Annotated in this window: 18 protein-coding genes; 12 read left to right on the forward strand and 6 right to left on the reverse strand. The window is 70.1% G+C overall.

Annotation, left to right across the window (positions count from 1 at the left end; genetic code table 11):
• Positions 1–338: 338 nt before the first annotated feature.
• Entirely contained in the window at positions 339–479 is a 141-nt protein-coding gene (locus ACLF3M_RS08225) for a hypothetical protein (protein ID WP_430656407.1), read from the forward strand.
• Here the strand turns inward: ACLF3M_RS08225 and uvrA are convergent.
• Positions 457–3333: an excinuclease ABC subunit UvrA gene (gene uvrA / locus ACLF3M_RS08230; protein ID WP_430656408.1), complete on the reverse strand. Its 2877-nt coding sequence runs from the start codon at positions 3331–3333 to the stop codon at positions 457–459. The two genes, ACLF3M_RS08225 and uvrA, sit on opposite strands and share 23 nt — an antisense overlap.
• Before the next feature lie 207 nt (positions 3334–3540).
• Between uvrA and ssb the strand changes: the two genes are divergently transcribed.
• Complete coding sequence (gene ssb, locus ACLF3M_RS08235; protein ID WP_430656409.1) at positions 3541–4077, forward strand: single-stranded DNA-binding protein; 537 nt, start codon at positions 3541–3543, stop codon at positions 4075–4077.
• On the opposite strand, the gene ACLF3M_RS08240 is transcribed toward ssb, so the two are convergent.
• Entirely contained in the window at positions 4074–4664 is a 591-nt protein-coding gene (locus ACLF3M_RS08240) for a TetR/AcrR family transcriptional regulator (protein WP_430656410.1), read from the reverse strand. The genes ssb and ACLF3M_RS08240 overlap by 4 nt on opposite strands.
• Before the next feature lie 138 nt (positions 4665–4802).
• Between ACLF3M_RS08240 and ACLF3M_RS08245 the strand changes: the two genes are divergently transcribed.
• Genes ACLF3M_RS08245 through ACLF3M_RS08270 form a run of 6 tightly spaced genes read left to right on the forward strand, consistent with a single transcriptional unit; the run spans position 4803 to position 11519 of the window.
• Complete coding sequence (locus ACLF3M_RS08245) at positions 4803–5675, forward strand: FAD binding domain-containing protein (RefSeq protein WP_430656411.1); 873 nt, start codon at positions 4803–4805, stop codon at positions 5673–5675.
• Complete coding sequence (locus ACLF3M_RS08250) at positions 5672–6133, forward strand: (2Fe-2S)-binding protein (protein ID WP_430656412.1); 462 nt, start codon at positions 5672–5674, stop codon at positions 6131–6133. Before ACLF3M_RS08245 ends, ACLF3M_RS08250 begins: the two co-directional genes overlap by 4 nt.
• Positions 6130–8526 carry a xanthine dehydrogenase family protein molybdopterin-binding subunit gene (locus ACLF3M_RS08255; protein WP_430656413.1) on the forward strand — a complete coding sequence of 799 codons (2397 nt, stop codon included), beginning with the start codon at positions 6130–6132 and terminating at the stop codon, positions 8524–8526. Before ACLF3M_RS08250 ends, ACLF3M_RS08255 begins: the two co-directional genes overlap by 4 nt.
• 23 nt (positions 8527–8549) lie before the next feature.
• The gene (locus ACLF3M_RS08260; RefSeq protein ID WP_430656414.1) at positions 8550–9623 is read left to right on the forward strand and encodes a C4-dicarboxylate TRAP transporter substrate-binding protein; all 1074 of its coding nucleotides are present in this window, start codon (positions 8550–8552) and stop codon (positions 9621–9623) included.
• Between the two features lie 21 nt (positions 9624–9644).
• Complete coding sequence (locus ACLF3M_RS08265) at positions 9645–10199, forward strand: TRAP transporter small permease subunit (RefSeq protein WP_430656415.1); 555 nt, start codon at positions 9645–9647, stop codon at positions 10197–10199.
• Between the two features lie 3 nt (positions 10200–10202).
• Entirely contained in the window at positions 10203–11519 is a 1317-nt protein-coding gene (locus ACLF3M_RS08270; RefSeq protein WP_430656416.1) for a TRAP transporter large permease, read from the forward strand.
• Between the two features lie 19 nt (positions 11520–11538).
• On the opposite strand, the gene ACLF3M_RS08275 is transcribed toward ACLF3M_RS08270, so the two are convergent.
• The 4 genes from ACLF3M_RS08275 to ACLF3M_RS08290 are packed head-to-tail and all read right to left on the reverse strand — an operon-like array spanning position 11539 to position 14868.
• Positions 11539–12495 (reverse strand): branched-chain amino acid ABC transporter permease, encoded by a 957-nt coding sequence (locus tag ACLF3M_RS08275; protein WP_430656417.1) that lies wholly within the window; start codon positions 12493–12495, stop codon positions 11539–11541.
• Complete coding sequence (locus tag ACLF3M_RS08280; protein ID WP_430656418.1) at positions 12495–13415, reverse strand: branched-chain amino acid ABC transporter permease; 921 nt, start codon at positions 13413–13415, stop codon at positions 12495–12497. The genes ACLF3M_RS08275 and ACLF3M_RS08280 overlap by 1 nt, the downstream gene beginning before the upstream one ends.
• Positions 13415–14131 (reverse strand): ABC transporter ATP-binding protein, encoded by a 717-nt coding sequence (locus ACLF3M_RS08285; RefSeq protein ID WP_430656419.1) that lies wholly within the window; start codon positions 14129–14131, stop codon positions 13415–13417. Before ACLF3M_RS08285 ends, ACLF3M_RS08280 begins: the two co-directional genes overlap by 1 nt.
• Entirely contained in the window at positions 14128–14868 is a 741-nt protein-coding gene (locus tag ACLF3M_RS08290) for an ABC transporter ATP-binding protein (RefSeq protein ID WP_430656459.1), read from the reverse strand. Before ACLF3M_RS08290 ends, ACLF3M_RS08285 begins: the two co-directional genes overlap by 4 nt.
• A gap of 121 nt (positions 14869–14989) precedes the next feature.
• Between ACLF3M_RS08290 and ACLF3M_RS08295 the strand changes: the two genes are divergently transcribed.
• The 4 genes from ACLF3M_RS08295 to ACLF3M_RS08310 all read left to right on the forward strand — a co-directional run bounded on the left by ACLF3M_RS08295 (position 14990) and on the right by ACLF3M_RS08310 (position 18131).
• Positions 14990–15325 (forward strand): TIGR04076 family protein, encoded by a 336-nt coding sequence (locus ACLF3M_RS08295; RefSeq protein WP_430656420.1) that lies wholly within the window; start codon positions 14990–14992, stop codon positions 15323–15325.
• Positions 15322–16359 carry an aldo/keto reductase gene (locus ACLF3M_RS08300; protein WP_430656421.1) on the forward strand — a complete coding sequence of 346 codons (1038 nt, stop codon included), beginning with the start codon at positions 15322–15324 and terminating at the stop codon, positions 16357–16359. The genes ACLF3M_RS08295 and ACLF3M_RS08300 overlap by 4 nt, the downstream gene beginning before the upstream one ends.
• A complete protein-coding gene (locus ACLF3M_RS08305; RefSeq protein WP_430656422.1) occupies positions 16352–16756 on the forward strand; it encodes a hypothetical protein in 405 nt (134 codons plus the stop codon). Before ACLF3M_RS08300 ends, ACLF3M_RS08305 begins: the two co-directional genes overlap by 8 nt.
• 94 nt (positions 16757–16850) lie before the next feature.
• Positions 16851–18131 (forward strand): ABC transporter substrate-binding protein, encoded by a 1281-nt coding sequence (locus tag ACLF3M_RS08310; protein ID WP_430656423.1) that lies wholly within the window; start codon positions 16851–16853, stop codon positions 18129–18131.
• The last annotated feature ends 64 nt before the right edge of the window (positions 18132–18195 follow it).

Raw genomic sequence — 18195 nt, forward strand, 5'->3', positions numbered from 1 at the left:
CGTCGCTTAGACGCGCGCGATGGCGGGGATAGCCTTGGCCGCAGACTCGCGGGGGACGCCATGTGCTGGTCGATAGGCGCCTCGGTGGGCATGGTCGCGTTCGGCGGGCCTTGTGTCGCCGGCAGCACGCTCTGCGGCTAGCGGCTCTGCCTGGTGTCCGGCGAATGGCACATCGGCTGGTCGGTTCCCTACAACGGGCTGGTGCCGAACATCGAGCTGCTGCCCGGCATCGGAATTCCCTTCCCGAGCTACGTGCTGGCGGCCTTCGTCGTGCCGCTGTTCTACGGTCCTGGCGCTTCCTGCTGTTGCAGGCGCTGGGCGGGCCGATCCTCGCCTCGATGCTCACCGGCGACCCGCATCAGATGCCGGCGATCTGGTGCCTGTTCTCGATCGGCCTGCCCGTCATCGGGCTCAGCCCCTGGCTGCGCGGCCGCGTCGGCGGGCGCGGCGCGCCGCTCAGGCCCGCTTCCGTTTCCTGACGGGCTCCGGCGCCGCCACCGCGCCGTCGCGCGCCAGGATCGGCCCGAGGAAGCGGCCGGTGTGGCTTTCAGGGACGCGCGCCACGTCTTCCGGCGTGCCGGCAGCGACGATGCGGCCCCCGCCCTCGCCTCCCTCCGGGCCGAGATCGAGGATCCAGTCGGCGGTCTTGATGACCTCGAGGTTGTGCTCGATCACCACCACGGTGTTGCCCTGCTTCACCAGGGTATGCAGCACCTCGAGCAGCTTGCGAACGTCCTCGAAATGCAGGCCGGTCGTGGGCTCGTCCAGGATGTAGAGCGTGCGGCCGGTAGCGCGGCGAGAAAGCTCCTTCGACAGCTTGATGCGTTGCGCCTCGCCGCCGCTCAGCGTCGTCGCCTGCTGGCCGAGATGGATGTAGCCGAGGCCGACATCGCGAAGCACGACGAGCTTCTCGCGGATCGCGGGCACGGCGGAGAAGAACTCCACGCCCTCATCCACGGTCATGTCGAGCACATCGGCGATGGACTTGCCGCGGAACTTCACTTCTAGCGTCTCGCGGTTGTAGCGCTTCCCCTTGCAGGTGTCGCAGGTAACGTAGACGTCGGGCAGGAAGTGCATCTCGATCTTCAGCACGCCGTCGCCCTGGCAGGCCTCGCAGCGGCCGCCCTTGACGTTGAAGCTGAAGCGGCCGGGCGCGTACCCACGCGCGCGGCTGTCCGGCAGCTCCGCGAACCAGTCGCGGATGGGCCCGAACAGGCCGGTATAGGTCGCGGGGTTCGATCGCGGCGTGCGGCCGATCGGCGACTGGTCGATGTCGATGATCTTGTCGAGGTGCTCGAGGCCCTCGATGCGGTCATGTGGGGCGGGGACCTCGCCGCTGCCCATCAGGCGGCGGGAGGCGGCCTTGTAGAGGGTCTCCACCGTCAGCGTGGACTTGCCGCCGCCGGAGACGCCGGCGATGCAGGTGAAGGTGCCGAGCGGGATCTCCGCCGTGACGTCCTTCAGGTTGTTGCCGCGCGCGCCGACGACGCGGATGACGCGCTTCGCGTCGAACGGCCGGCGCGTCTCCGGCATCGGGATCTTGCGACGGCCGGAGAGGTACTGGCCCGTCAGGCTCGCGGGGTTGCGCTCGACCTCCGCCGGTGTGCCCTGCGCGATGACGCGGCCGCCGGCCTTCCCGGCGGCGGGGCCGATGTCGATGAGGTGGTCTGCGCTGCGGATCGCGTCCTCGTCGTGCTCGACGACGAGCACGGTGTTGCCGATGTCGCGGAGCCTTCGCAGCGTTGCCAGCAGGCGTTCGTTGTCGCGCTGGTGCAGGCCGATCGAGGGTTCGTCCAGCACGTAGAGCACGCCGGTCAGCCCGCTGCCGATCTGGGAGGCCAGGCGGATGCGTTGTGATTCACCGCCCGACAGCGTCGCCGAGGAGCGGCCGAGCGAGAGGTAGTCCAGGCCCACGTCGTTCAGGAACTGCAGCCGCTCCTCGATCTCGCGCAGGATGCGGCGCGCGATCTCCTGGCGCTGCGGGGTGAGCGTCGGCATCACGCCCTTGAACCAGTCGCGCGCGCGCTGGATCGAGAGGTCGTTGACCTCCCCGACATGGCAGCCCGCGACCTTCACGGACAGCGCCTCCGGCTTCAGGCGGAAGCCGTGGCAGGCGGGGCAGGGGCGGTCGGCCTGGTATCGCGTGAGCTCCTCGCGCGTCCAGGGATTGTCGGTCTCGCGGAAGCGGCGCTCGAGATTCGGGATCACGCCCTCGAACGCCTTCTTCACGTCATAGGCGCGGAGCCCGTCCTTGTAGCGCAGGGTCACGACTTCGGACCCCGTGCCGTTGAGGATGACCTGGCGGACGGCCTTCGGCAGGTCCTGCCAGGGCGTGGTCATCGCGACCTTGAAGTGCCGCGCCAGGCTTTCGAGCGTCTGGTCGTAATAGGGCGAGGAGGCGCCGGCCCAGGGCGCGATGGCGCCGTCCTTCAGGCTGCGCGTGTCGTCGGGCACGACGAGCTGCGGGTCGAAGAAGCTCTGCGTGCCGAGGCCGTCGCAGGTCGGGCAGGCGCCCTGCGGGGAGTTGAAGCTGAAGAGCCGCGGCTCGATCTCCTCGATGGTGAAGCCGGAGACGGGGCAGGCGAATTTCTGGCTGAAGACGGTGCGTTCCTGCGTGTCCGCGTTCTCGGCATAGGCGATGCCCTCGGCCAGCCCCAGCGCGGTCTCCAGGCTGTCGGCCAGGCGGGACTGGATGTCAGCGCGGACGACGATGCGGTCCACCACGACCTCGATGTCGTGCTTGAACTTCTTGTCGAGCTTCGGGGCCTCGGCGATCTGGTGGAGCTTGCCGTCGATCTTCACGCGCTCGAAGCCGCGGCGCTGCCATTCCGCGAGCTCCTTGCGGTACTCGCCCTTCTTGCCGCGGACGACGGGGGCGAGGAGGAGCAGCCGCGTGCCCTCCTCCATCGCCATGATGCGGTCCACCATCTGGGAGACCGTCTGCGCCTCGATCGGCAGCCCGGTGGCCGGCGAATAGGGCACGCCGACGCGCGCCCAGAGCAGGCGCATGTAGTCGTGGATCTCGGTCACGGTGCCGACGGTGGAGCGCGGGTTGTGGCTGGTGGTCTTCTGCTCGATGGAGATGGCGGGCGAGAGGCCCTCGATGCTGTCCACGTCGGGCTTCTGCATGAGCTGCAGGAACTGGCGGGCATAGGCGCTCAGCGACTCGACGTAGCGGCGCTGGCCCTCGGCATAGATGGTGTCGAAGGCGAGCGAGGACTTGCCCGAGCCCGACAGCCCCGTGACGACCGTCAGCGTGTCGCGCGGGATGTCGAGGTCGAGGTTCTTGAGGTTGTGCTCGCGCGCGCCGCGGATGCGGATCTGGCCGCTCATGGATCACCATATGGACAGGCGGACGGGCCGCCGGGTCACGGCCGCGCGTTCGCATCTTGTTCTCAGGGGGTTTACGCCCTTATAGATGGTTCGGGAAGAGGTTTGGCCAGGGGGAGCCCACGGGTATGGGGGCATCCCTGTCTGGCTGGCCCAGGAGCCTGCCGCCGGGGTAGGGTCATGGGCGACACAGGCGAGGGATTCCGGACCATGGCCGGCGTGAACAAGGTGATCCTGCTGGGCCGGCTCGGCCGCGACCCGGAGGTGCGCAACTTCCAGAACGGCGGGCGGGTGGTGAACCTGCGGCTCGCGACGTCCGAGCGGTACAAGGACCGCGAGGGCAACATGCAGGAGCGGACCGAGTGGCACTCGGTCGCGATCTTCAACGAGAAGCTTGGCGAGATCGCCGAGAAGTACCTGCGCAAGGGCAGCGAGGTCTATGTCGAGGGCCAGCTGGAGACCCGCAAGTGGCAGGATCAGTCCGGCCAGGACCGCTATTCCACCGAGGTCGTGCTGCGCCAGTTCCGCGGCGAGATATCGCTCGTCGGCGGCCGCGGCGGCGGGGGCGGCGAGATGGGGGAGCCACCCGAGACTGGGGGCGGCTTTGGCGGCGGGCGGTCCTCGGCTTCGAATGAGCGCGGCGGCGGCGGCTGGGATCGCGGCGGGGCGGGCGGCGGCGGCGCGCGCTCCGGCGGCGGCAGCAGGGCGCCGGCGAAGAGCGACCTGGACGACGACATCCCGTTCTAGCGCCGGAGCCCGGTCAGGAAACGCTCCACCGAGCGGTCCACCACCGGGCCGTCGTCGGTCGGCGTCGGCAGTTGGTAGATGAAGCGGCGGATGCCGATGTAGACGATGCTGCCGTGCAGCGCCCACATCTCCTCCATGTCGGGGGTGCGGTAGGGGCCTGCGGCGACGATCTCCTCGCGCAGCAGCACCAGCAGGCTGTCGCCGACGCGGGAGAGGTAGCGCCGGTTCAGCGCCTCGCCTGCCAGGCCCGCCCACATGAAGATGCGCATCCATTCATAGGTGAAGATCGCCGTCGCGTATTGGCGATAGAAGCGGCGCAGCCGCGCTTCCAGCGGCTGGCTGCGGTCGCGGATCTCGTCGGCCCAGCGCGGCGACAGCCGGTCGAGGAAGACGCGCTCGAACACCGCCTCCACCAGCTCCGCCTTGCTCGCGAAGTAGCGGTAGAGCAGCGCCTGGGTGATGCCGATGCGGCGCGCCAGGTCACGCGTCGTGCCGCCGAAGCCGACCTCGGCGAAATAGCCGACGGCGGCGGCGATGATCTGCTCGCGCCGCGCCTGCGGGTCGAGGCGCCGCGGGGGTTGCGGCATGCCGTCCAAGAGGTTGTCCTCCGTTTCGTTGCGGGGTTCGCGGCCACCGCTTGACAGGCAGCGTAGTTTCCGCTGATCAGATGATCAACAAGGGATCCGGCGCGCGGCGCAACGCGCGGGCACGGAGGGAAAGACGTCATGAAATGGCCGGCCTTCGGCTATGTCCGGGCGACCACGCTGGACGATGTGTTCCGCCTGCAGGCCGAGCATGGCGACGGCGCGCGCCTGCTCGCGGGCGGGCAGACGCTGCTCGCGACGCTGGCCTTCCGGCTGTCCGAACCGGAACTGCTGGTGGACATCACCCGCGTCGCGGAACTGCGCGGCGTCGCCCTCCAGGGAGGGACCTTGCGCATCGGCGCGCTGACGCGCCATGCGGAACTCGGCCGCGATCCGCTGGTGTCGCGGCACGCGCCGCTGCTGACAGAGGCCGTGCCCTTCATCGCGCATCCCGCGATCCGCAATCGCGGCACGATCGGCGGCAGCCTGGCCTATGCCGATCCCGCGGCCGAGCTGCCGGCCTGCGTCGTCGCGCTGGACGCGACGCTGGTGCTGGTCTCGGCGCAGGGCGAGCGGCGGGTGAAGGCCGAGGCGTTCTTCACCGGCCTGCTCGAGACCGCGCTGAGGACGGGCGAGCTGATCGCGGCGGTCGAGGTCCCGGTCGCGACGCCCGCGCTGCGCAGCACGATCGTGGAGGTTGCGCGGCGATCCGGCGACTACGCGATGGCGGGGCTGGCGGCCTGTGTCGCGCTGGAGGGATCGCGCGTCGCCGCTGCGCGGCTGGCCTATTTCGGCGTCGGCAACGGGCCGGTGCTCGCGCGCGGCGCGATGGCGGCGCTGCAGGGCCAGGTGCTGGGCGCGGCCGGCATCGCGCAGGCCCAGGCCGCGCTGGCGCGCGACCTCGATCCGCCGTCGGACCTGCATGGCCCGCCCGGGATGAAGCGCCACCTCGCCCGCGTGCTGACGCAGCGCGCGCTCTCCCGCTTCCTGCCCGCCAACGAGGCCGCCGCATGAGGATCACCCTGACCGTCAACGGCGAGCGCGTGACGCGGGACGTTGAGCCGCGCCGCCACCTCATCGACTTCCTCCGCCTCGACCTCGGCCTGACGGGATCGCATGCGGGCTGCGAGCACGGCGTCTGCGGCGCCTGCACGCTGCGCGTGGATGGCGAGATCGTGCGCGGCTGCCTGGTGCTGGCCGCGAGCCTTGACGGCGCCGAGGTCACGACAATAGAGGGCCTGTCCGACAGCGGCGAGATGGCCGATCTGCAGGACGCCTTCATCGCGCGCAACGCCGCGCAATGCGGCTTCTGCACGCCAGGAATGATCATGGCCGCGGCCGACATCGTGCGGAATCACCCCGGCGCGACGCGTGCGGAGATCCGCGAGCACCTCTCCGGCAACTACTGCCGCTGCACGGGCTACCAGGCGATCGTGGACGCGGTCGAAGCGACGCTGGAGGCACGGCGATGAACGACATCCCGACCCCGGCCTCCATCGGCCTCTCGCGCGAGGACCTGCCGAATTCCTATATCGGCCGGTCGATGCCGCGGCCGAACCTGCCGAAGCTCGTTCAGGGGCGCGCAACCTATACCGACGACGTCCAGCCACCGCGCCTGGTCCATGCCGCCTTCCTGCGCAGCCCCCATGCCCATGCGCGCATCGTCTCGGTGGATACCTCTGCCGCGATGCAGGTGCCGGGCGTGGTGCGCGTCTTCACCGGCGCCGACCTCGCCAAGGTCTGCGCGCCCTGGGTGGCGACGCTCGATCACCTCAAGGGCATGAAATCCGCCCCGCAGCATGCGCTGCCGCTGGAGCGCGCGACCTGGCAGGGCGAGCCGGTGGTCGCCGTCGTCGCGGACAGCCGCGCCGCGGCCGAGGACGGCGTCGCCGAGCTGCACGTTGAATGGGAGCCGTTGCCCGCGCAGCTGGATATCGAGACCGCGCTCGATCCCGGCGCGGTGGTGATCCATCCCTCGCTCGGCGACAACCTCTGCTTCGCCCGCACCGCCGAGAAGGGCGACGTCGCCGCCGCCTTCGCCGCCGCGCACAAGGTGGTGGAGGCGACCTTCGTCACTGCGCGCCACACCGGCGTGACGCTGGAAGGGCGCAGCATCCTGGCCGACTACAACAAGGCCGAGGGCACGCTGACGGTCCACCACTCCACCCAGGCGCCGCACATGATGCAGGGCGTCTTCGCCAAGCAGCTCGGCCTGGAGGAAGGCGCCGTCCGCGTGATCTGCCGGGACGTCGGCGGCAGCTTCGGCATCAAGGTGCATGTCTACCCCGACGAGGTCGCCGTCGCCGCCATGGCGAAGGCGATGGGCCGGCCCGTGAAGTTCGTGGCCGACCGCTTCGAGAGCTTCGTCTCCGACATCCACGCGCGCGACCACCGCATCAAGGGCCGCATTGCGGTGGATGCCGAGGGGAAGATCCTCGCCTTCGACATCGACGACCGCACCGGCATCGGCCCCTATTCCGTCTATCCCCGCACGAGCGCGATCGAGGGCAACCAGGTGGTCAACCTCTGCGGCGGGCCCTACGACTTCACGAACTATCGCTGCACGACCACCGTCGTCTTTCAGAACAAGACGCCGACCTGCCAGTACCGCGCCGTCGGCCACCCCATCGCGACCGCGGTGACGGAAGGCCTGGTGGATCTAGCGGCCGAGGCGCTCGGCATGGACCCCATCGAGATCCGCCGACGCAACCTGATCCGCGACGACGCCTATCCCTACACCTCGCCACCCGGGATGCGCTTCGAAGGGCTGTCGCATCACGCGGCACTCGCGAAGCTGCTGGAGATGGTCCCGCTGGACCGCATCCGTGCCGACCAGGCGGAGCAGCGGAAGCGCGGCGTGTATCGGGGCCTTGGCTTCGCGAGCTTCATCGAGCTCACGAATCCCTCGCCCTTCATGTATGGCATCGGCGGCGCGCGCATCTCTGCCCAGGACGGCGCGACGGTGCGCATGGACCCCGACGGCTCCGTCGTCGTGCTGTCGGGCGTGACGGAGCAGGGCCAGGGCACCGAGGGCATCCTGCGCCAGATCGTGGCGCATGGCGTCGGCGTCCCGCTGGAGCGCGTGAAGGTCATCACCGGCGACACCCAGACCACGCCCTATGGCGGCGGCACCTGGGCCTGCCGAGGCGCCGGCATCGGCGGCGAGGCCGCGCTGCAATCCGCCATCGCGCTGAAGCAGCAGATTCTGGTCGTCGCTGGCGCGATGCTGCAGGCCGCACCGGAGAGCCTCGACATCCTGCTCGGCAAGGTCGTGGACAGGGAGACAGGGCGGGAACGCATGCCGCTCGGCGAGCTCGGCCGCATCGTCTACTACCGCGGCGACACGCTGCCGAAGGACCTGCCAAGGGAGCTCGTGCAGACCCGCCACTTCATCACCAAGGACTACCCCTTCGCCTTCACCAACGGCATCCAGGCGAGCTGGGTGGAGGTGGACACCGACACGGGGATGGTGAAGCTGCTGGAGCATTGGTGCGTCGAGGATTGCGGCCGCGTCATCAACCCGTTGCTGGTGGACGAACAGGTGCGCGGCGGCATCGTGCAGGGCCTCGGCGGCGCGCTGTACGAGCAATGCGTCTATGACGAGCAGGGCAACCTGCTGACGACGACCATGGCCGACTACCTCGTGCCGATGTCGGCGGAGATGCCGGAGATGCACATCGGCCACGTCGAGACGCCCACGGGCGAGAGCCTGCTCGGCGCCAAAGGCGCAGGCGAGGCCGGCACCGCCGGCGCGCCGGCCGCGCTGATGAACGCGATCAACGACGCGCTGCGCCCGCTGGGCGCGCGCGTCACCGAACAGCCCTTCACGCCGGCGCGCATCCTGCGCGCGCTCGGCACGATCTGACCAAGCAGGGAGGAGAGAGAAAGATGCCCATCCGTCGCCGCAGCCTGCTGGCCGGCAGCGCCGCGCTGCCGATCTTCGCCGCGCACACCGCGACCGCGCAGTCCGCGGTGAACATCACCATCGCGGCCAGCCACCCCGTCCAGAATTTCTGGATCCACATCATGAAGAACGTGTTCCAGCCGGAGGTGGACAAGTTCCTCCGCGATAACGGGAACACGCATCGCGTGAACTGGCGCGAGGCCTATGGCGGCACGCTCTATCGCTTCCAGGACACGATGGAGGCGGTGCGCGACAACATCACCGACATCGGCTATGTCGGCACGCTGTGGGAGGGCAGCACCATGCCCCTCCAGAACGTCACCTACTTCACGCCATTCTCGACCGGTGACCACGCGCTCGTCGCCAACACCTTCGAGCAGATGAACGAGACGGTGCCGGCGATCCGGCAGAACTGGTCCTCGCTGAAGATCATCCCGGTCTCGTCCTACATCACTGACACCTACCACATCTGGTCGAACTTCCCGATCCGCACGCTGGACGACCTGCGCAACCGCAAGCTCGCGGCACCCGGCACCAGCGCGGGCTGGCTCTCCGGCACTGGCGCGACGCCGGTGGATGGCGCGTTGACGACCTACTACACCGACATCCAGACCGGGGTGATTGAAGGAGCGCTGTCCTTCTATGTCGGCATCCTGCCGACCCGCGTCTACGAGGTCGCGAAATACGTCACGGAATGCGACATCGGCGCGATGTATGTCGGCGGCATCGGCATCAACAGCGACCGCTTCGCGCGCTGGCCGGAGGTCGTGCGCCGCGCGATGGTCGCGTCCGGCAAGGCCGCGACCGCCGCGCATATCCGCGATGTGTCGGACCGCGTCGCCTCGGCCAAGGCCGAGATGATCCAGAAGGGCGCAGTCGTCACGACGCTGCCGGCCGCCGAGCGCGAGCGCTGGATCCGCGGCCTGCCGAACCTGGCGAAGACCTGGGCCGACAGCTCCGGCCCCGCCTCGCGCGAGGTGCTCTCCACCTACTTCAACGCGATCCGCGCGGCGGGCCAGACGCCCGGCCGCAACTGGGACCGCGAGCTGACCTCGTAAAGCGTCCGGAGGGGCGCCGCCATGGCCGACGACATCGACATGGCGGCGCTCGACGCCGCCGCCGCCCCGCAGGGCTTCGACCCCATCCGCCTGGTGCTGGACGCGCTGGCCGCGATCGGCACGATCTGGACCTTCGGGCTGATGTGCCTGATCTGCGCCGACGTGATCGGGCGCAGCTTCCTCAACGCGCCGATCACCGGGGTGGCGGAGATCGCCGCCAATTCCGTGGTCGGCATCGTCTTCCTGCAGATCGGCGCGACGATCTACAACCGCCGCATGACCCGCGCGGACTTCCTGATCGATCGCCTGCACCGTTCCGTCCCGCGCCTGGCGCGGACGATCGAGATCGTCTTCATGCTGTTCGGCGCCGCGGTGATGGGCTTCATCGCGCAGGCGGCCTGGCCGGGGATGTGGAATTCGATGGCGGCGCGCGAGTTCTTCGGCGTGCAGGGCGTCTACACCGTGCCGACCTGGCCGTTCCGCGCGCTGATCGTGCTCGGCGGCACCGCCGGCGCGGTTGGCTATCTCGCGCTGCTGGTCGCCGAGGCCCGGCGCCTCCTCGCTGGCCGGAGCTGAGCGATGGAGGACATCACCATCGGCTTCGCGCTGATCGGCGCGATGGTCGCGCTGATCGTGCTGGGCATGCCGATCGGCCTTTCGCTGATCTCGACCGGCGCGGCCGGCGTGTGGCTGATCCGGGAGAACCCGGACCTCGCCTTCCGCTTCACCGCCATGGCGACCTATTCCGGCATCCAGGACTATGTGTTCGCGACGATCCCGCTGTTTGTCCTGATGGGGCTGCTGGTCAGCATCTCCGATATCGGCAAGGACACCTTCGAGGTCGCGCAGGCCATGCTGCGGCGGGTGCGCGGCGGGCTCGGGATGGCGACCGTCGGCGCCAATGCGGTCTTCGCCGCCGTCACCGGCGTCTCCATCGCCTCGGCCGCGGTCTTCACGAAGGTGGCGGTGCCGGAGATGGTGCGCCACGGCTACACCATGCGCTTCGCCGCGGGCACCGTCGCGGGATCCTCGATCCTCGGCATGCTGATCCCGCCATCCCTGCTGATGATCGTCTACGGCGTGCTGGCCGAGGTCTCGATCGGCAAGATGTTCATCGCGGGCGTCATCCCCGGCATCATCATCGCGCTGGGCTTCGCGCTGATGATCTGGGTCTATGCCGCCTTCTTCCCCGACCGCATCATGGCGCGCGCGACCGAGCCCGAGCTCAGCCAGCGCGCCATGCCAGGCGGCGAGATGGCGCTGAAGTCCGTGCCGATCATGGCGCTGGTCGTGCTGATCCTGGGCGGGCTCTACACCGGCTTCTTCACGCCGACCGAGGCCGGGGCCGTGGGCGCGGCGGGCGCGCTGACGCTGGCGGTGCTGCGGCGCCGGCTGGACGGCCCGAAATTCTGGCGCGTGCTGCGGGAGACGGGGCTGGTCTCCGCCTCCATCCTCTTCCTGCTGATCGCGGCCGGTCTCTATTCGCGCATGCTCTCCCTCGCCGGTGTGCCGCAGGCGATCGGCGAGATGGTGGAGCATCTCGGCCTCGGGCCCTATGGCTTCCTGCTGGTCTTCGTCGTGATCATCCTGCTGATGGGCATGATCCTGGACAGCACCTCGATCCTGCTGATCATGGTCCCGATCGGCGCCCCGATCGCGTCGGCCATGGGCTTCGACCTGATCCATTTCGGAATCGTGGTCATCATCGCGGTGGAGATGGGCCTGCTGACGCCGCCCTTCGGCATCTCCGTCTTCACGGTGAAGGCGACGCTCGCCGATCCCAGGGTCAGCATCGAGACGATCTTCGCGGGTTCCATGCCCTTCGTCGCGGTGATGGGAGCGGCGCTGCTGGCCATCGCGCTGATCCCCTGGCTGGCGACCGCGCTGGTGAACTGATCCCGCGTCGCGGCCGGCGTCAGTCGCCCTTTGCGTGGCGCGACACGGTCGCGCGCTCACCGAGGATGCCGCGCGGGCGCAGCACCAGCACGGCCGCGATCATCACGCCGATCAGCACGACCTGCAGCGCCGCGCCGCGCGCCTGCTCGGCCGGCGGCAGGATGCCGCGCACCAGGTTGCCGCCGGCGCTCCAGATCGCCCAGACCAGCACCGCGCCAAGCACCGCGCCGGCGTTCCGCCCGGACCCGCCGACGATCAGCATCGCCCAGACCTGGAAGGTGAGGATCGGCAGGAAGTCCTCCGGCGCGATGTAGCCCACGAAATGCGCGTAGAGCGCGCCGGCGAGGCCCATCAGCATGCAGCCCAGCACGAAGGCCTGCAGCCGGAAGGCGCTGGCGCGCTTGCCAAGTGAGGCGGCCGCCAACTCGTCCTCGCGGATCGCGCGCAGGACGCGGCCCCAGGGGCTGGCGACCAGGCGATCGAGGGCCCACCAGGCCGCACCCAGCACCAGCAGCACCAGGCCGAGATAACCGAGGTTCCACGCCAGGCCCGTGCCGAGCGCGTCCCGAAATGGCTTCGGGATGGACTGGATGCCGAAGGGCCCGCCGGTGACCGAGACCGCGTTCAGCGCGACGAGCTGGATCACGGTCGCGATGCCGAAGGTGGTGATGGCCAGGTAGTCCTCCCGCAGGCGGAGCGCGGCGAGGCCCACGACCAGCGCGGCGAGGCCCGAGAAGGCCATCGCGCCGAGCCAACCCAGCACGACCGGCAGCCCGAAGCCGCCGAGACGGTCGGGATCGGGCGGCCCGGTCAGGATCGCGGAGGCATAGGCGCCGACCGCGACGAAGCCCGCGACGCCCACGTTGAACAAGCCGCAGAAGCCCCATTGCAGGTTGAGCCCCAGCGCCATCAGCGCGAAGACGCCGGCGAAGACAAGGAAGAAGGCGGCGTAGTTGAGGACGGGCAGCAGCTCCATCACGCGCGCTCCCCGAACAGGCCGCGCGGGCGGACCAGCAGTATCGCGATCAGCACGACAAAGGCGGTGGCGAGGCGATACTCCGCGCCGACCAGGGGGACGGAGAAGCTTTCGGCGAGGCCCACGATGAAGCCGCCGGCGACGGCGCCGCGCACGCTGCCGATACCGCCCAGGATCGCCGCGGCGAAGAGCGGCAGCAGCAGCTCCATCCCGAGCCCCGGGCGTATCTGGCCGACCAGCCCGGCCATCACGCCGGCGATGGCGGCGAGCCCGGCGCCGATCACCCAGGTCGCGCGGATCACGGCATCGGTGTCCACGCCCGCCACGCGCGCCAGCGCCGGGTTCTGCGCGGTGGCCCGCATCGCGCGGCCCAGCGTCGTGCGGGACAGCAGGATCTGCAGGCCGATCATCAGCGCGACCGTCGTGCTGATGACCAGCATCTGGTCCGGCGTGATGCGCAGGCCCCCAAGCGTATCGCGCGGCACCAGGCGGATCGCGATCTGGATCTCGCGCGAATAGTATTCCGGCAGCGTGCCGTAGAGGAACTGCACGAGGTTGCGCAGCGCCAGCGCCGCGCCGAAGCTCGCGATGACCAGCGTGATGGCGTTGCCCTTGCGCAGCCGGCGGAACAGCAGCCAGTCCACCGCCAGCGCCAGCGCCGCGGTCAGCGCGGCCGCGGCCACCATGGCGACGACGAGCTGCCAGCCGAAGGAGAAGGGGCCGAGCGGCTCCATCACGCCGCCGCCGGTGACGGCCAGCACGACGGCGAGCGACGAGACCGCGAGATAGGCGCCCCAGGTCATGAACTCGCCCTGGCCGAAATTGGCGAAGCGCAGGATCGAATAGGTCAGCGTCAGCCCGACCGCGCCGAGCGCGATCACGCTGCCCACGACGAGCCCGTCGGCGAGAAGCTGCAGCATCAGGCGGCGTGCCCGAGATAGAGCGCGGCCATGCGCGGATCGTCGGAGAGCTCGCGCGCCGGGCCTTCCAGCCGCTCGCGCCCCTCGACCAGGACCACGCCGCGGTCTGCGATCGCGAGCGCGGCCTTCACGTTCTGCTCGACCAGCAGGATGGTCACGCCGGTGTCGCGCACGGCGCGCAGCCTTTCGAACACCACGCCGACCAGCTTGGGCGACAGGCCCGCCGAGGGTTCGTCCAGCATCAGCACCGAAGGCGAGGCGACCAGCGCGCGGGCCACCGCCAGCATCTGCCGCTGCCCGCCCGACAGGCGCCCGGCCGCGAGTCGCCGCTGGCGGTCCAGGTCCGGAAACAGAGTGAACATTTCATCGATCGGCTTGCGGCGCGGCCTGGCGATCAGGGCGGCGGCGAGTTGCAGGTTCTCGAGCACGGAGAGGTTGGCGAAGACGTTCTCGGTCTGCGGGACGAAGCCCAGGCCCTCATGCACCATGCGGTGCGCGGGCAGGCCGGTGATGTCCCGGTCGCCGAGATACACGCGCCCCGACCAGACCGGCACCAGCCCCGACGCGGCCTTGACCAGCGTGGACTTGCCCGCGCCGTTCGGGCCGAGCAGCGCCACGATCTCGCCCGGCGCGACGCTCACGGACGCGCCGCGCAGGATCGGCAGGCCCGGCTCGTAGCCGCCCTCGATGCCGTCGAGGCGAAGGGCAGGGGTCATCCGAGATAGGCTTCCACCACGCGCGGATCGCGCTTCACTTCCTCCGGGTCGCCTTCCAGCAGCAGCCGCCCCTGCGCCAGCACCAGCACGGGCCGGCACAGCGACATCACGAGGTCCATGTTGTGCTCGATGACGAGGAAGGTGATGCCGCGCGCGTTCAGCTCCGCGATCTTCTCCATGATGATGGCCAGCAGCGGCGGCGCGACGCCAGCGCCGGGCTCGTCCAGCAGGATCAGGCGGGGTTCGGCCACCAGCACGCGGGCGAGTTCCAGCAGCTTGCGCTGGCCGCCCGACAGCACGCTGGCGGGCTGCGCGGCGAGCTTCGCCAGCCCCACGAAATCCAGCCAGTGCATCGCGCGCTCGCGGTTGCGGCGTTCCTCGGCGGCAACCGCACCCGGGCTGAGCCAGTTGGTCCAGAAGCGCTCGCCGCGCTGGCCCGTCGGCGCCAGCATCACGTTCTCCAGCACGGTCATGGCGGGGAAGGGGCGGGGGATCTGGAAGGTGCGGGCGAGCCCCCGCGCGAAGACCTGGTCGGGACGGAGCCCTTCGATGCGCGCGCCGTCCAGCGTCAGCGTGCCGGCGTCGTGCGAGAGGGTCGCCGCGATCAGGTTGAACAGCGTCGTCTTGCCCGCACCGTTCGGGCCGATCAGGCCGGTGATCGTGCCGCGGGCGAGCGTGAAGGACACGCCGTCAACGACGGGCGGGCCCCCGAACGCCTTGGTCAGTCCCTCGGCCACCAGCAACGCGCAGATCTCCCGCTCTTGCCGGCGGAAAGGCCGCGCGGCGGGCTTCGCGTCAAGTCCCTGGGTTGCGCCGGGGCGGCCGGCGGCCCGAGATAGCGACCACGGGAGACCGACGATGGATGAGGACGTATTCGACCTCTGGGACCTGCGGGTCGAGGTCGTGGCGCCGCCAGGCGCCAGGCTCTGGTGCGGGGCAGAGCCGGGCGATCATTTCGAGCTGCGGGGCGAGATGCTGCACCTGCCCCCCGGTCAGGGCTTCTCGATCTACTCGCTGGCGGCCGTGCTGCCGCTGCTGGCGGCAAAGCAGCGGCCGACGCATCCCATGGACTGGATGACGTCGGACGCCGAGATCGCCTGCCCCGACCCGAACTGCCCGAGCCGCTTCCGGATCACGCGGACGCAGTTGCGGCGGTTCAAGCGCTTCGAAACGACCGCGACTCAGGCGCCATGATCGTCGAGACCTACGAACTCACGCCGGGCTACCGGATCTCCCGCCTTGTCCGCGGCGGCTGGCAGCTGGCCGGTGGCCATGGCGACGTCCAGCGCGACCGCGCCATCGCCGACATGCGGGCCTTCCTCGACGCGGGCGTGACCACTTTCGACTGCGCCGACATCTACACCGGCGTCGAGGAGATGATCGGCGCCTTCCGCGCGACGCTGGCGCCGTCCGATCGCGAGCGGCTGCATGTCCACACGAAGTTCGTGCCGGACCTGTCCGCGCTGGCGACGCTGACGCCAGCCGGGATCGAGGCGATCATCGACCGCTCCCTGCAGCGGCTGCGGACGGACCGGCTCGACCTCGTCCAGTTCCACTGGTGGGACTATGCCATCCCAGGCTGGCTCGAGGCCGCGCAGCACCTGGCGCGGCTGAAGGAGAAGGGAAAGATCCGCCACGTCGCCGGCACCAACTTCGACACCCCGCACACGAGCGCGATGATCGATGCCGGCGTGCGGATCGTCTCCATGCAGGTGCAGTATTCCCCGCTCGACCGCCGCGTCGCCGGCGCGATGAGCGATCTCTGCACGCGCACCGGCATGAAGTTCCTCTGCTACGGCACGGTCGCGGGCGGCTTCCTGTCCTCGCGATGGCTCGGCAAGCCCGCGCCGGCGGAGCCGCTCGCGAACCGCAGCCTCGTGAAGTACCGGCTGATCATCGAGGAATTCGGCGGCTGGGACGCCTTCCAGGCGCTGCTGTCGCTGCTGGACGGGATCGCGCGCAGGCACGGCGTGTCCATCACCGCGGTCGCGACGCGCTGGGTTCTGGACCAGCCGCATGTCGCCGGCGCCATCGTCGGTGCGCGCTACGCCGAGCACCTGGCGGACAACCTCGCTGTGTTCCGCTTCGCGCTGGACCAGGCCGACCGCGATGCCATTGCCGCGCTGCTGGCGAGGCATCCCGGCCCGCAAGGCGATTTCTACACGCTGGAACGCGACCGCACCGGCCCGCATGGCCGCATCATGAAGTACGAGCTGAACCGTGACTGAGGCGGAAGCCTGCGCGACGGAAATCGTCTCGCTCCATCGCGTCTTCGAAGCCGTGCTCGGCGCGCCCGCGGACGACGGCACCGCCCGCTTCGAAGCGGCCTTCGCGCCGGGCTTCGCCATGGTCATGCCGAACGGCCGCCGGCTTGACCGGGCCGAGGTCCTGGCCTTCCTCCGCGATGCCCGCGGCGTACGTGGCTCCGGATTCCGCATCGCCGTCGAGGACGTCGCCGTCCTGCACGAAGCCTTGCCCCTGGTCCTGATGCATTACATCGAGCGCCAATGGCTGGCCGGCGGCGTCGAGACTGCCCGCCGCGCCGCCGCCCTGTTCCGGGTGGAGCCCAGCGGCCCGCGCTGGCTTTTCGTGCAGGAGACATGGATCAGCCCGCCTCCGGCGTGACGGTTACGCCCCCTCCCGCCTGATCCCGGTTTACAAGCCGCCACCGCTTCGCGAGATTGCGCCCCAATCACGTCCGGGACCGGGAGACAAACCCATGACGATCACTCGCCGCGCCGCGCTCGGTGCCGGCTTCGGCCTGATGGCCGCCCCCGCCTTCGCGCAGGCGCCCTCGACCACGCATACGGTGGGCGTCGTGGTGTCGCTGACCGGCCCTGCCGGCCGTTTCGGCCAGGCCGCGGCGAAGTCGGTCGAACTCGCCTTCAACGGGCTGAACGAGGCCGCGGGCAGCGCCGGGATCGCCGGCGGGCGCCTCGGCTTCGACCTGCGCGACGCGCAGTCCCAGGGCTCGGTCGCGGTGGACCAGGCGCGGCAGCTCGTGGACCTGCGTCGCGTGCCGGCGATCATCGGCGGCATCATCAGCTCCGTCTCGATCCCGATAGTGACCAGCGTGACGGGACCCTCGGGCGTGGTGCAGATCTCGCCGGCCTCGTCGTCGCCGACGCTGACGCGCATGGCGACCGAGGGCCAGACGCGCGGCTGGTTCTTCCGCACCATCACCTCCGACGCACTGCAGGGCACGGCGGCGGCGAGATACGCGATGGACCAGGGGCTGCGGCGGCTCGCCATCATCCACGTCAACAACGATTTCGGCGTCAACATGGTCAACGAGTTCCGCCGCGCCTACCTCGCGCTCGGCGGGCAGATCGTGCAGAGCGTGCCCTACAACCAGGGCCAGGCGAGCTACGCCCCGGAAGTGACGCAGGCCATGCGCGGCGACGCGCCGGCGCTGTACCTCGTCTCCTACCCCGGCGACGGGACGAACATCGCGCGCACCTGGATCCAGCAGGGCGGCGCGCAGACCTTCCTGCTGAACGACGGCATGAACAGCGCGGACTTCATCCGCGACGTCGGGCCGCGCTTCCTCAACAACGCCTTCGGCACATCGTCCGGCACGGTCACGACGCCGTCCACCGAGTATTTCCGCCGCGCCTATCCCGCGATGTCCGGCGGGTTCAGCGCCGAGGCGCCGGCGGCCGACCGCGCCTATGACGCCGCGGCGATCCTGGGCCTGGCGGTGGCGAAGGCCGGCCGCTTCGAGGCCGGCCCGATCCGCGACGCGATCCGCGAGGTCACGGGCACCGGCGGCACCGAGGTCCATGCCGGGCCCGACGGCTTCCGCCAGGCGCTCGAACTGCTGCGCGGCGGCCAGCGCATCCGTTATGTCGGCGTGATCGGCGCGGTGGAGTTCGACCAGAACGGCGACATCACGGGCCCCTTCCGCAAATGGCGCATCCAGAACGGCGAGATCACCACCGTCGGCCAGATGACGACCGAGGAAGTACAGGCCGTGCAGCGCCAACTGCCGCCGAGGTGATTGCCTCAAGCGCCGGCACCGCCTTCGGCGGCTTGGCTTGCGCGCATGCCGCCGGCGCGCCCGC

It is taken from the genome of Falsiroseomonas sp. HW251 (genome assembly GCF_050563545.1).
GTDB lineage: Bacteria > Pseudomonadota > Alphaproteobacteria > Acetobacterales > Acetobacteraceae > Falsiroseomonas.

Bases quoted from the DNA above. Each gene is read 5' to 3' on its own strand.
- ACLF3M_RS08240 (WP_430656410.1), bottom strand. From the start codon at position 4,664: ATGCCGCAACCCCCGCGGCGCCTCGACCCGCAGGCGCGGCGCGAGCAG.
- ACLF3M_RS08310 (WP_430656423.1), top strand. From the start codon at position 16,851: ATGACGATCACTCGCCGCGCCGCGCTCGGTGCCGGCTTCGGCCTGATG.
- ACLF3M_RS08245 (WP_430656411.1), top strand. From the start codon at position 4,803: ATGAAATGGCCGGCCTTCGGCTATGTCCGGGCGACCACGCTGGACGAT.
- ACLF3M_RS08270 (WP_430656416.1), top strand. From the start codon at position 10,203: ATGGAGGACATCACCATCGGCTTCGCGCTGATCGGCGCGATGGTCGCG.
- ACLF3M_RS08285 (WP_430656419.1), bottom strand. From the start codon at position 14,131: ATGACCCCTGCCCTTCGCCTCGACGGCATCGAGGGCGGCTACGAGCCG.
- ssb (WP_430656409.1), top strand. From the start codon at position 3,541: ATGGCCGGCGTGAACAAGGTGATCCTGCTGGGCCGGCTCGGCCGCGAC.
- uvrA (WP_430656408.1), bottom strand. From the start codon at position 3,333: ATGAGCGGCCAGATCCGCATCCGCGGCGCGCGCGAGCACAACCTCAAG.
- ACLF3M_RS08260 (WP_430656414.1), top strand. From the start codon at position 8,550: ATGCCCATCCGTCGCCGCAGCCTGCTGGCCGGCAGCGCCGCGCTGCCG.
- ACLF3M_RS08250 (WP_430656412.1), top strand. From the start codon at position 5,672: ATGAGGATCACCCTGACCGTCAACGGCGAGCGCGTGACGCGGGACGTT.
- ACLF3M_RS08300 (WP_430656421.1), top strand. From the start codon at position 15,322: ATGATCGTCGAGACCTACGAACTCACGCCGGGCTACCGGATCTCCCGC.
- ACLF3M_RS08275 (WP_430656417.1), bottom strand. From the start codon at position 12,495: ATGGAGCTGCTGCCCGTCCTCAACTACGCCGCCTTCTTCCTTGTCTTC.
- ACLF3M_RS08225 (WP_430656407.1), top strand. From the start codon at position 339: ATGCTCACCGGCGACCCGCATCAGATGCCGGCGATCTGGTGCCTGTTC.
- ACLF3M_RS08265 (WP_430656415.1), top strand. From the start codon at position 9,645: ATGGCCGACGACATCGACATGGCGGCGCTCGACGCCGCCGCCGCCCCG.
- ACLF3M_RS08280 (WP_430656418.1), bottom strand. From the start codon at position 13,415: ATGCTGCAGCTTCTCGCCGACGGGCTCGTCGTGGGCAGCGTGATCGCG.
- ACLF3M_RS08255 (WP_430656413.1), top strand. From the start codon at position 6,130: ATGAACGACATCCCGACCCCGGCCTCCATCGGCCTCTCGCGCGAGGAC.
- ACLF3M_RS08295 (WP_430656420.1), top strand. From the start codon at position 14,990: ATGGATGAGGACGTATTCGACCTCTGGGACCTGCGGGTCGAGGTCGTG.